Raw genomic sequence first — 12268 nt, forward strand, 5'->3', positions numbered from 1 at the left:
ATTTACATATCGCAACATTGTTGCGATAGTATTTTTTATTTATTTTTCATTTAAACTCAAAATGGATTTCGCCAAAACTGCCAATGATGTTGATGGTAACGATTGGAAATTTTAGTCTGCCAACTACACAGATAAGTTAACCTTTTTGCAACGCGAAAACCACTAAAAATTAGTGTAATAAGGCGTAATTACATCACTGGCAATCGATGTTTGGGGAACACGCATATTATAAAATTCAGAAATAAAGAATAGATTTTGCAGATAATTTATTCCGTATAATCAATTGGGATAATGCCGCTGATAGATTGGAAAGCGTATGAAAAGAATGAAATAAGTGAGGGTTTCACTTAATGGCATTTAAATATATAAATGATTGCAGATTTTTGATTAATCCACCCATGGTAAAGGGTCGTGCCAAAACTTTTCTAAAATCGGCAGAGACATTCACATCATCCGAGCATAGCGAAGTAGCAAAGAGCATTTTTTTAAGGTCAGATTGGTATTCTTTTTCTAAAAAATACAAATATTTGTTGGTTACACTTTCGCCTGTTGCGGCATTGGGATATTCGTTTAATACAAATTGATTCATAATGTGTTTGGGTTTTTAATTTGACATTTTTCGCAAGTACCTTCAATTAATAAATTCATCGTTTCCATTTTATTATTGCCTAATATTTCTAAATATTCAGCAGGTAAACCAGGAAGAGAAACTACGGTATCACAATCTTTGCATTTAAAATGAGATGTACCATTACAATTGGGTTTATGCAGGTTTAAAGCATAAATCGCTGTGCCGGATGCGTTACAAAATTTCTCTAAAATGCCTTTCTCGGAATAGGTTTGTAAATTCCTGAAAATGCTGGACCGATCGTGTTTTGAATGCAATATCTTCTCTAAATCCAATAAGCTAAAAGCCTTTTCAGAACCTAGAAAAACAGCCAAAACATCCAATCTGTTTTGGGTAATTTTGAGTCCGTTTTCTTTCAGAATTGCGGTGGCTTTTGGTATCATTTAGATCATTTTAAAAAAATCATTTCGAATTTGGGCGTCGCCAAACTGTCCGCCATATTCCACCGTAGTGGTTTTGCTGGATTTGTCGTTTACACCCCGGGTCGAAACACATAAATGTTCGGCTTCGACTACTACAATTACATCATCAGTTTGGAGAGCCGTTTTCAATTCGTTAAAAATTTGCATCGTCATCCGTTCCTGCACCTGGGGTCTTCTTCCAAAATATTGCACAATCCGATTCATTTTTGACAATCCAATAACTTTACCTGACGAAATGTAACCAATGTGCGCTTTGCCAATAATGGGTAAAAAATGATGTTCGCAGGAAGAATTGAAAGTAATATGGCTTTCGATCAACATTTTGTTGTACTCATATTTATTATCGAAAACCGAAATTTTGGGTTTGTTCTTGGGGTCTAATCCCGAAAAAAGTTCTTTTACGTACATTTTTGCCACTCGATAGGGCGTGCCGCTCAAACTGTCATCTGTTAAGTCCAGGCCCAATTCTTCCATTATTTTTTGATAATGAAACGATATAGCTTCTATTTTTTGGTCGTCTGTTTTGGCAAAAGCATCGCTTCGCAAAGGCGTTTCTACCGATGTCCCAATATGGTTGTCGCCAAGTGCATCGGCTTGTTTGTGTTTTATGTTTTTCATATGCTACTATTTATTGTTTTTTATCGGTCATGTGTAATTTGCATAGCCTCATTTGTGTTTATCTCATCGGTTACTATTTTATTTTGGTATTCGATGATTTTCAATTGCTACAAATTCTCGGAAATGCTCATTTCATTTTTCTAAAAAATAGAGTTGATGGTTTTCTAAATCTAATTTTCGGTAAAAACAGGTTTTTCTGTTTTTGCCTTGAGCGTTATTAGGTGTGACAAACGCCTCCTTTTTCGAGCGTAACTTTATAGCCAAATCCTGCCGTAACGTGTATAAACATGCCTAAACGTCCAATACTGCTTCGGCCTTTCAGCATCGGTACATAATTATGGGTTTTGGTATATTCTACGGTTCTGCCTAAATACAGTTTATTGGGTTCTAACAACAAGCCCGATTTTGGGATGCGAATCATCGATGCTTTATTTTCGGTTTTCATATCTAAAATAGCATTGTCATAAACCAATAATTCCTCGTGCAATCTCAAATTATAACTATTAGGATTGAGTTGTTTGGCATCGAATGGTTCGATCGAAATATCTGTTCCGAGTTTTTTCTCTATTTCTTTTCCGCTTAAAATCATTTAGAATGCAATTTTGTTGTTTATAGTTTTCATTAGCCTTCAATTTTTGAATTCTTTTCAGCTTTTGAATAGAACAGAGAATGAATCTCCAATTGGCTTTAGCCAAAAAGGCTGGATTTTGGCTAAAGCCATTTCATACTCTTTTATTTTATCCCTCTAAAGCTGCAGGCTATTCAAATTCAGCTAAAACAACAATTCATCAGCCTGTTATTTTAATTTCTTTTCTAAAATTTTCTATAAACTCTGAAATGAAAACTGCCCCTTTATCTCCTTCGCCATGCACCCGAATCGAAACTTTGTTTTCCTGATTTTCTTTTTCGCCAACAATAAGCATATAAGGAATTTTTTGTGTTTCGGCATCCCGAATTTTGCGGCCAATTTTCTCGTCACGTTCATCGACTTCAATTTGCAAATCGAATTCTTCATTGATTTGATTGGTAATTTCCTGACAATACGGAATGTATTTAGCCGCAATAGGCAGCACAATTACTTTGGTTGGTGCGAGCCAAACGGGGAAATTTCCGCCAGTATGTTCAATCAAAAGGGCAATAAACCGCTCCATAGAACCAAACAATGCCCGATGAATCATTACAGGTCGGTGTAAGGCATTATCGGTTCCTGTATAAGTCAAATCAAAATTTTCGGGCATCATATAATCTACCTGAATGGTACCAATTTGCCATTTTCTTCCAATGGCATCACGTACCATAAAATCTAATTTTGGACCATAAAATGCCGCTTCGCCTTCCTTGGTTGTGGTTTTCATTCCTCGCTCCTGGGTGGCTTCTATAATGGCATTTTCGGCTAAGTTCCACATTTCGTCTGTGCCCAAATAGTTTTCTTTATTTACAGAATCCCGCAAAGAAATTTGAGTCTGAAATTCAGTAAAACCTAGTTTTCCATAGACTAGATTCACTAAATCGACTACCTTCAAAAACTCTTCTTTAAGCTGGTCGGGTCGGCAATAAATGTGTGCATCGTCCTGGGTAAATCCCCGCACCCGGGTCAATCCGAGCAATTCGCCGCTTTGTTCGTAGCGATATACGGTACCAAATTCGGCATATTTTATGGGCATTTCTTTATAACTTCGGGGTTTGGTTGCGTATATTTTGCAATGATGCGGACAGTTCATTGGTTTCAAAAAGAATTCCTCATTTTCAGCTGGTGTTTTTATAGGCTGAAAAGCATCCTGACCATACTTGGCATAATGTCCCGAGGTGATATACAACTCTTTTTTACCGATATGCGGACTAGCCACGTGCTGGTAGCCTGCCCGCATTTGTATTTTTTTGAGAAACCCAATTAAATTTTGTCGCAAAGCTTCGCCTTTTGGAGCCCATAACGGCAAACCCATTCCGACTTGTTCATCAAAATAAAAAAGTTCTAATTCCTTGCCCAGTTTGCGGTGATCCCGTTGCTTTGCTTTTTCCAGAGCTTCGAGATACTGCTCAAGTTCTGCTTTTTTTGGAAACGAAATTCCATAGACACGAGTCAGTATTTTGTTTTTTTCGTTGGCACGCCAATAAGCGCCAGCAATAGCAGTAAGTTTAACGGCTTTGATAAATGAAGTATTCGGGATATGAGGACCTGCACACAAATCAGTAAAATTTCCGGTTTCGTAAAACGTAATCGTTCCATTAGGCAAACCTTCAATTAATTCTAATTTATAGCCGTTATAGTGTTGCATAAAAAAAGCAGTAGCTTCTTTTTTTGAAACTTCTTTTCGAATGTTCAATGATTTTTGTTGGGCTAATTCCAGTATTTTATTTTCGACTTTAACAAACTCGGCATCGGTAAATTTGTAATCGCCAAAATCAACATCATAATAAAATCCGTTTTCGATGGCTGGACCAGTTCCTAATTGAATGCCTGGGTATAACTCTTGTAAAGCTGCGCCAAGCAAATGAGCGGTGGTGTGCCAAAAAGCATTTTTGCCCTCATCGTCTTTCCAGGTCAGCAAATTGACTTTAGAGTTATTTTCTATGCTGGTATTTACATCTATAATTTGTCCGTTTGCACTTGCCACAAGAACTTCTTTGGCTAAAGAATTACTTATAGATTCAGCAACATCAAGCAAAGTAACCGATTTTTGATGGAATATTTTTTCTGTATTTGAAGGTAAGAATAGCGTAATCATAGTTGTTTTTTGGGTCTAAAAATTTGGATTGTTTCCGGGTTGCAAATCATAAACGGGCCTTCAAGTAAATCAATACAATAAGGTATGGCTGGAAAAATTGCTTTCAGGCAGGGTTCGATGGCACTTGGTTTTCCGGGAAGATTCACGATTAAGGTTTGGTTCCTGATTCCTGCCGTTTGTCTTGATAATATGGCGGTAGGAACGTAGGCAAGACTTTCCTGTCGCATTAATTCGCCAAAACCGGGCAGCATTTTTTGACAGGCTTTTTCGGTGGCTTCGGGTGTTACATCCCGCAATGCGGGACCTGTTCCTCCAGTGGTAAAAATGAGGCTGCAATTTTCGACATCGGATAAATAGAGTAATTTTTCGAGTATCAATTCTTCTTCATCAGGAATTATCAAATAAGCAAAATCGCAACTGTCATTGGTGTACTTATCGACTACATTTCTAATTACTTGTCCTGATAGGTCTTCGTAGATTCCTTTGCTAGCCCGGTCAGAAACGGTAAGAATTCCAATTTTTATTTTTCCCATTTTATGATAATTGCAGTTTTTTATTTTTAACAACAGCACTTTTAAGTAAACGCGCTATGGTTTTTAATTCCAGTTCCTTTCCAATAAAAACCAATTGGCTTTTTGAAATCTGCTGGTTTTTTGATGGAGTTATTACTACTGTTTTTCCTGTGGTCTGAACCAGAAAAACTTCATTTTCTGTATTCAAAACATAGCCCTTTATTCTATAAATTTGATGGTAATACAAATACAAGTTTTTAAAAAGTTCGTATTTCAATTTTTGAATATCAAAAAAATCATCTGTTTCATAAAGCATTGTTTTGATTTTATGAATACTTTCGGATTTATAAATAGTGTTAGGAGTGAGTGATTTTTCACTGTTTTCTGTTGCCAAATTCATTCGGTCTAACGAACCTTCCTGAGACAGAAAAATGCTTGTATATGGATTTATAGATTGTATGAAGTCTTTTATATCTGCAATAATTTCGGTTGTAACCAACGCTGATTTATTGATAACAATACAATCAGCAGCTACAATTTGCTTTTGTACTTCTGGATTTGAATCTTTATAGAAAAGTATATTTTCAGCATCAACAACAGTTATAATTTTCTTTAAATCGAAAGCTTCTGCTATAAAAAGCGATGTGAAATTTGCCGCAATTTCTCCAGCATCGGCAATGCCTGTGGTTTCTATAAACAAATTGTCAGCCTGGTTTTCTAAAGTATGAATTCGACCCAGGGTCTCCAATAACTGATTGTTTATCGAACAGCAAATACAGCCGTTTGTGAGTTCATAAACAGATTCAAATGTTCCGTTTACCAATGTGGCATCAATATTAATCTTACCAAATTCGTTTTCTATGACTACGTTTTTTTCAGAGGCAAATTGTTGCAACAAATTATTCAAAAGTGTTGTTTTTCCTGAGCCTAGAAATCCAGTTATGATGTAAACGTTGATTTTTTTGGGTTGTTCCATTTGGAAGTTTATTTCGATTGGGATTTATAGTTCAAAAGAGGTCCGACTATTATTTCGAGATTGTCAATTAGAACCATTTTGGTATTGATTTTCCAAATAGTTTCTAAACGGTATCATTATCCGGATGGTTAGATCTGATAAGATTGACTCGTTTTTTTTGAAGTTTTACCTGCCGTTTATCTTGGTAACGATGAACATTTCCAATACAGTAAAAGCAAGTTTTTTTGGATATTCTTTTAATTTAAAATACAGAATACCTCTCATCTTAAGATTTAAAATGATTGTTTTTTTAGCTATTTTAAAAATAATGGCGGTGCCCGAAGTAAAAAATGGCTTCCTTTAAAAAATGAAGAATATTCCTGGAAGTGAAATAAAGAAAAATGTATTAATGCATTATTTTTATGAAATTGAAAGACATCAAAATCAGATGTGGTGAATGAGCTAAAACTAAAATCACAAGTAAAACATTCTTCAGAAATGCTGTGATTATTGCTTATTTCTGTTTTGTTTTTGGAATAATGATGATAGCGTTTTGCTGCAAGTTGTTCAGAATGATGTTCATAAGAATGTATAAACTGAAACAGTATTGAAAACAATACTGACATTGACAGAAGAACATTGATTATAATAAATTTCTTTTTTTTCATTTCTGATAATTGCATTTGTAATTAATTAGTGCAGTTTAAAAGACAGTTGATTTATTGATGCCTTTATTACTTCCTTTAATGCAATTATGTTGCAAATATAAAAATCTTATCCATAAGCGCAACATTGTTGCGTTTTTTTGCTGTATAATAAATGAAATGCACTCTAAATATTAGAGAGAAATTAGCTGTTTTTTGCTTTTTTATAAGAAAGGATGATAGGTATTAAGCCAAAAAAACTGTAAAATCTATCTGCTGTTTCTATTTGATAACGGGGATTATTGCAGGCATAGAAAAAAGAAATAAATTTATAACATGGCTAACTTGCTGATAAATTTAACTTTTAAAAACCGCTGATTGAAGCATCAGCGGTTTTTGTGTATTTTAAAAAGAGGCAGCAGCTTCTAAAATTAATTCAGTGACCTCCTTGTCAGAATTCTTTGTAAAACTCATCATACTTATCATATTTAACCTATAAAAACCTTTTGGATCTGGGTAAATACTCGCTCCGCCTGAACTGGCTCTGCGTTCAAACAGGTTACCCAAACTTTCGCCTGTTTCCAAAGCAAATGCTGCGATATAAACTAAACCTGCTACCTTATCTTGATTTCCTGCTCCTAAATTTTGGGAGTCATTTTCGGAAAGAAATTATACGGAGATAATTATAAATAGTTTGTAGTCAAATTGGTTATCTAAAAAAAGCGTGTTTTTTTGAATGGATTAAGATTACTCCCAATCCATTCTTTTTTAACTTTTATCGCTTGTAATAGACCACTATACTTGCTTTGGCTAAGGTGTTGTTCCAAAGGTTAAAACCGACTATTGCCGGGTTTGTATTTTCATCAAGTCCCAGTTTTTCAGTTTTCAGGGCGTAAACTGTTATTAGATACTGATGAATCCCGTGACCTTCGGGAGGACAAGGACCACCATATCCTTTAATTCCGTAATCGGTAATGCTTTGAATCACTCCATTAGTTGTTAAATTCAGTTTAGTGTTTCCTGCATTTGTCATCAATTCATCTATGTTTGAAGGGATATCGAATACTACCCAATGCCAAAACCCACTTCCAGTAGGAGCATCAGGATCGTACATTGTAACTGCAAAGCTTTTCGTTCCTTCGGGAGCATTTTTCCATAGTAAATGAGGCGATTCGTTATTTCCTGAACAACCAAATCCATTGAATTCTTGTTTTTTTGTTGATTCTCCTCCCAAATTTTTGCTGGTTAGGGTAAATGTTTTTTGACCAAAAACTACTGCAGAGAAAATTAAGGACAGCATCAAAATTAAATTTGCTTTTTTCATTTTATTATGATTTAATATTCATGGCAAATTTAAGATGGGCAAGGTCAAATAAATTATAGGGTGCTGTTCAAAAAATGTTGCTAAAAGCTCAAACTTTATGATGCTGTTTGGGTGTGGCACCATATTTTGATTTATAGGCCTGAATAAAACTCGATAAATTCTCGTAACCGACTTCAAAATAGATTTCGGAAGGATTTTTTTGTTCCTGATCAAGCAAATAATGAGCGTGTTCCAATCTTTTGTTTTGAAACCATTTGATAGGAGATTCAGAATAGTATTTTTCAAATTCTCTTTTGAATGTTGAAACACTCTTATTACACAAAAAAGCCAACTCTTTTAATGTTAATTTACTCAATTGGTTGCTTTCTACTGTGTGAATGAATTTTTGTGTTGCATCACTGCTGTTTGTGATTAATGAATAAAGAAAATCAATACCATACATTTCTATTAGATAGAGCATTATTTCCTCAAATTTAACTTCTAATAGTTTGCTTTGTATATTTTTTGAGAGTTTAGAAATATCCAGCAGGCTGTTTACAAACCGCCTGATAAATTCATCATATTCAAATGAGTAAACAGATGTATGGTCAGCTGATTCAATTTTATTTAATTCAAGTTTTCTAATGAATTTTAATGCTATATCATTTGTAAAAAATAAGAGTACACTTCTATAGCTCTTAATATCAGAAAGTCTTTCGGTCATTAAACAATGACCTGATTTCATTATGATGAACCTGGAACTATTAATTGATAAAGATGTATTGTCAAAAACAACCTCTTTTGTGCCTTCTATCAAAAAGCTGAATGTGTTTTGGTTCAAAATAATTTGTTGTTTAGAAATTTCTTGCTGGCTGTGGTAATCAAAAACTTGTACAGCTTGTGAGGACTTTAAATTTAGTTCATTAGGAAGTGTAATTATTTTCATTTAGTTGCTATTGTTTCTAACATACAGCCGCAATTTACAAATTTAATAGCCCTACAGGTAACCAGGCATCGTTCTTTTGCTTCTTTTTTTTGTCGCCTGTACGGAATGCATCTCGCGTTTACTGTTTTATCAATTGTTAAATTTTTTCTTAAGACACCGTAAAATAAAATGAAAATCCTACTTGTATAAATAGATCATAATCAATAAACTACCTGTATTTATCTATAGTTTATAATTAAATTGAATACGGTAGATATATTTAATTTTAATAAAATAAGTAAAAAAATTACTATTAGTATAGTATTAATTATTATTTTTACCTAGTCTAAATAAGAATAAACAGCAATCCCGTTCTTACTATTGACAACGGATAAAAATAATAATGAAAAACAAAAGTACTCACGGTCATTTAAAAAAAATTATTACAGGCTTTGTTATAGTATATGCCAGTTTAATTCAAGCACAAAATAGCAATACAATCAGCGGTGTAATTTATCATTCTCAAAATCCACTATCGCAGTCAATTATTGTGCTGGAACCATCCGGTAAAACAGCAATATCAGATACTAATGGTTTTTTTTCAATTTCGGGATTATCAAATGGAATTTACACCATCAAAATCACTAATATGGGTTTTAAAGATTACATCCAAAAGATTACTTTAAGTGGACAGGCCACAAAACCGCTGCATATAGAAATGGAGCATGGTATTGACCTGAAAGAAGTCAATGTGACAAACCGTACTGTAAAGAACAATCCTGAAAATTTAATCAAAGCACAATATAGTGCAATGCCAGTAACGGTAATAGATCGCAAAACCATAGAACTTATGGGCAGCAGGAGACTTGATGAAATATTAAAAGAGCAGACCGGTATAGCTGTTGTTAATAACATCAGCGGCGGAGCAAGATCTGTCGGTGTTCAAATGCAGGGCTTTGGCAGCGAGTATATTATGGTGCTTATAGACGGTCAGCCAATGGTAGGGAGAAATAATGGTAACTTTGATCTTTCACGAATCAGTGTGTCCAATATTGAGCGTATTGAGATTATAAAAGGGGCATCTTCCAGTCTTTATGGAAGCGAAGCACTTGGCGGGATTATTAATATTATTACACGACATGGTGTAGTTGACCCGCAAATGCAGGCTTCTCTAAGTTATGGGTCGTTAAATATAATTGATGCGACATTAGAAGGTGAAACTCCCTTTTTACAAAACAAAGGGACAGCTAATATGGCTGCGAATTATTACAGGACAGACGGCTATAATACCAATTCTAAATATATTCAGGGTACTACTTCTCCGCCTTATGATAATTACAGCCTGCAGGGAAGATCGCGTTATCAGGTCAGTGAAAACAATTTTCTGGGGTTAAGCGGACGTTATGGCCTGCGACGTTCTTTCATGCAGAAGGATTTTGGCCTCGGCCACATATCCGGCGACAATCAGGACGAGCAGGACCTTAATCTTTCTGTTTCTTTTGATCATCGTTTTAATAGTGCTTTTAGAAGTATTACCAGATATTATCTCACTCACTATACTGCTGATATGAGCGTGGCGTGGCAGCAAAACAACAATGCCGTAAGTCAGGATGTTTTTAAACAGACACTCCATCGTATTGAACAGCAGTTTTCTTACAGCGGCAATAATTCCTGCCAGCTAGTTGGCGGTTTTGGCGGAAGTATCGAAAATATGAATGACGATGCACTTACCGGTGCAAATTCACTTGAAACATTTTTCTCTTATATTCAAGGTGAATGGACTCCTTTTCAAAAATTAAAAGCCGTGGGTGGTTTACGTTATGATCATACAAATAATTTTGGAGGAAGGCTGAACCCCAGTTTTGGACTCCAGTATTTTATTACACCTAAAATTACGTTTAAGGCAGGTATTGGCACGGGGTTTAAAGCCCCGGATTTCAAAACGAACTACTTAGTTTTTTATAATTCAGGCAACAATTATCTGGTAATTGGTAATGCCGTTCTCTTACCTACACTGCAGGAGTTACAACAGGATGGACAGATTAGTGAAATAAGACAGTATATACTAAATCAGACAGCCGGAAACCTGCAGGCAGAAAAAAGTACATCTTACAATGCGGGCCTCGTTCTGGAACCTTCAAAAACTTTTAAAATCGAGGGAAGTGCATTTTATCATAAAATAACAAATCAGATTAATAGCATACAAGTGGCTACTGGTACCAATAATCGAATTATTTATACCTACCAAAACCTGCCCCGGGCAGTAAACAAAGGATTTGAGCTTGCCTTAAAATTCAGTCCAATAAAAAACATGGAAATAAGCACCGGCTATCAATACTTAATTGCTCAGGATCTTAGTGTTAAAGACAGTATTAGAGCGGGCAAATGGCCTTATAGCCAAAACATACATGATCCGGCAACAGGAAACTCCTATAAGCCACGCCCGTCAGACTACTGGGGAATTGAAAACCGCTCCCGTCACATGGCCAATACTTCTATTTTTTATCGCTATAATCCCTGGAAAATTAATGCCAGCGTTAGAGTAAATTTCAGAGGTAAATACCCATTTGGGGATCGTAATGGTAACCAGTTCATTGATAAATACGACATTTTTGTAAAAGATTATTATCTGACCAATGTCAGTCTGGAAAAACAACTGTTAAAAGATCACCTGAGTATCAGATTTACTGCCGATAATATTTTTAACTATACCGATCCTTTAATGCCCGGTCAGCCCGGAAGAATACTCCTCTTCGGTTTAAGCTATCGTTTCTTTAAAGACTAATAAAAATAATAACCAATAAATATTTCCCAAATGATAATAAATAAAACAATTAAAAAATGGAATATGTTACTGCTTATGCTAACAGTGATCAACTTTATCGCATGCAGCAGTAACGATGAAGATACAGTTGCCTCACTTGAAGATGGTAAAAGCACTGTCATTAGCGATCTTGCCGGAGATACAGGAGCCTCAATGGGTGATGGAACAAATGGGAAGGAACAAAGAAGTTTCCATACATTCCTTTTTCGTTTCAGTGATCAAAAACAAATATGGCTGCACACCAAAGCGGATTCATTACAATATATGAAAACAGCGGACTGGGATATTGCTTTTACCGGACCATACAACAGTGAGGTTTTTATAAATAATGCTACATACCAATACAATCCCGGATATGAAGGGGTTGCTGAAAATACAGCTGTAATCCTTCTTAATGATACTTATAAGAATGTAACACAAGCACCCGCCGACACTGATTTTGACAATAGTGAAATTACTAAAATTGGATGGGCATCTTCTGAGAGTTCTCCGGGCTGGTTTTACTACAGTTTAAGCAGTCATATCATGCAGGCGATTCCTGATCGTACGTATGCCATAAGGCTTCCAAACGGGAAATATGCAAAATTACAGCTTGTAAATGCCTATAAAGGAAATCCCCCTGCTGTAACCGACCTTAACTGGCCAGCACCTTATTTTACATTTAGATATTATGTACAAGCTGATGGAAGCAAAAATTTAAACACAAAATAA

Annotated in this window: 12 protein-coding genes; 2 read left to right on the top strand and 10 right to left on the bottom strand. The window is 35.3% G+C overall.

What is annotated here, in order from left to right; genetic code table 11:
- Positions 1 to 343: 343 nt before the first annotated feature.
- From J2W48_RS16610 to J2W48_RS16655, 10 genes are all read right to left on the bottom strand, one after another.
- On the bottom strand, positions 344 to 589 hold the full coding sequence (locus J2W48_RS16610) for a hypothetical protein (protein ID WP_310282796.1): 246 nt from the start codon (positions 587 to 589) through the stop codon (positions 344 to 346).
- Positions 586 to 1011 (bottom strand): Fur family transcriptional regulator, encoded by a 426-nt coding sequence (locus tag J2W48_RS16615; RefSeq protein WP_310282797.1) that lies wholly within the window; start codon positions 1009 to 1011, stop codon positions 586 to 588. Before J2W48_RS16615 ends, J2W48_RS16610 begins: the two co-directional genes overlap by 4 nt.
- Entirely contained in the window at positions 1012 to 1668 is a 657-nt protein-coding gene (gene folE, locus J2W48_RS16620) for a GTP cyclohydrolase I FolE (protein WP_310282798.1), read from the bottom strand.
- Positions 1669 to 1885: 217 nt separating this feature from the next.
- A complete protein-coding gene (locus tag J2W48_RS16625; RefSeq protein ID WP_310282799.1) occupies positions 1886 to 2257 on the bottom strand; it encodes a dCTP deaminase in 372 nt (123 codons plus the stop codon).
- Between the two features lie 199 nt (positions 2258 to 2456).
- Positions 2457 to 4394 carry a threonine--tRNA ligase gene (gene thrS, locus J2W48_RS16630; protein ID WP_310282800.1) on the bottom strand — a complete coding sequence of 646 codons (1938 nt, stop codon included), beginning with the start codon at positions 4392 to 4394 and terminating at the stop codon, positions 2457 to 2459.
- A complete protein-coding gene (mog, locus tag J2W48_RS16635) occupies positions 4391 to 4927 on the bottom strand; it encodes a molybdopterin adenylyltransferase (protein WP_310282801.1) in 537 nt (178 codons plus the stop codon). The genes thrS and mog overlap by 4 nt, the downstream gene beginning before the upstream one ends.
- Position 4928: 1 nt before the next feature.
- On the bottom strand, positions 4929 to 5882 hold the full coding sequence (locus J2W48_RS16640) for a CobW family GTP-binding protein (RefSeq protein WP_310282802.1): 954 nt from the start codon (positions 5880 to 5882) through the stop codon (positions 4929 to 4931).
- Between the two features lie 293 nt (positions 5883 to 6175).
- Entirely contained in the window at positions 6176 to 6529 is a 354-nt protein-coding gene (locus J2W48_RS16645) for a hypothetical protein (RefSeq protein WP_310282803.1), read from the bottom strand.
- Between the two features lie 751 nt (positions 6530 to 7280).
- On the bottom strand, positions 7281 to 7829 hold the full coding sequence (locus tag J2W48_RS16650) for a YbhB/YbcL family Raf kinase inhibitor-like protein (protein WP_310282804.1): 549 nt from the start codon (positions 7827 to 7829) through the stop codon (positions 7281 to 7283).
- 88 nt (positions 7830 to 7917) lie between these two features.
- Complete coding sequence (locus tag J2W48_RS16655; RefSeq protein WP_310282805.1) at positions 7918 to 8754, bottom strand: helix-turn-helix domain-containing protein; 837 nt, start codon at positions 8752 to 8754, stop codon at positions 7918 to 7920.
- A gap of 382 nt (positions 8755 to 9136) precedes the next feature.
- On the opposite strand from J2W48_RS16655, the gene J2W48_RS16660 reads away from it, so the two are divergent.
- Positions 9137 to 11518 (top strand): TonB-dependent receptor, encoded by a 2382-nt coding sequence (locus J2W48_RS16660; protein ID WP_310282806.1) that lies wholly within the window; start codon positions 9137 to 9139, stop codon positions 11516 to 11518.
- Between the two features lie 30 nt (positions 11519 to 11548).
- Positions 11549 to 12268, top strand: a complete 720-nt coding sequence (locus J2W48_RS16665; protein ID WP_310282807.1) for an HmuY family protein — start codon at positions 11549 to 11551, stop codon at positions 12266 to 12268.

This window comes from Flavobacterium piscis, assembly GCF_031457575.1.
Taxonomy (GTDB): Bacteria; Bacteroidota; Bacteroidia; order Flavobacteriales; family Flavobacteriaceae; genus Flavobacterium; species Flavobacterium piscis_A.

Excerpts from the sequence above, each read along its gene's own strand:
- mog (WP_310282801.1), bottom strand. The coding sequence starts at position 4,927 with ATGGGAAAAATAAAAATTGGAATTCTTACCGTTTCTGACCGGGCTAGC.
- J2W48_RS16660 (WP_310282806.1), top strand. The coding sequence starts at position 9,137 with ATGAAAAACAAAAGTACTCACGGTCATTTAAAAAAAATTATTACAGGC.
- J2W48_RS16645 (WP_310282803.1), bottom strand. The coding sequence starts at position 6,529 with ATGAAAAAAAAGAAATTTATTATAATCAATGTTCTTCTGTCAATGTCA.
- J2W48_RS16615 (WP_310282797.1), bottom strand. The coding sequence starts at position 1,011 with ATGATACCAAAAGCCACCGCAATTCTGAAAGAAAACGGACTCAAAATT.
- J2W48_RS16655 (WP_310282805.1), bottom strand. The coding sequence starts at position 8,754 with ATGAAAATAATTACACTTCCTAATGAACTAAATTTAAAGTCCTCACAA.
- J2W48_RS16665 (WP_310282807.1), top strand. The coding sequence starts at position 11,549 with ATGATAATAAATAAAACAATTAAAAAATGGAATATGTTACTGCTTATG.
- J2W48_RS16640 (WP_310282802.1), bottom strand. The coding sequence starts at position 5,882 with ATGGAACAACCCAAAAAAATCAACGTTTACATCATAACTGGATTTCTA.
- J2W48_RS16610 (WP_310282796.1), bottom strand. The coding sequence starts at position 589 with ATGAATCAATTTGTATTAAACGAATATCCCAATGCCGCAACAGGCGAA.
- thrS (WP_310282800.1), bottom strand. The coding sequence starts at position 4,394 with ATGATTACGCTATTCTTACCTTCAAATACAGAAAAAATATTCCATCAA.
- J2W48_RS16625 (WP_310282799.1), bottom strand. The coding sequence starts at position 2,257 with ATGATTTTAAGCGGAAAAGAAATAGAGAAAAAACTCGGAACAGATATT.
- folE (WP_310282798.1), bottom strand. The coding sequence starts at position 1,668 with ATGAAAAACATAAAACACAAACAAGCCGATGCACTTGGCGACAACCAT.
- J2W48_RS16650 (WP_310282804.1), bottom strand. The coding sequence starts at position 7,829 with ATGAAAAAAGCAAATTTAATTTTGATGCTGTCCTTAATTTTCTCTGCA.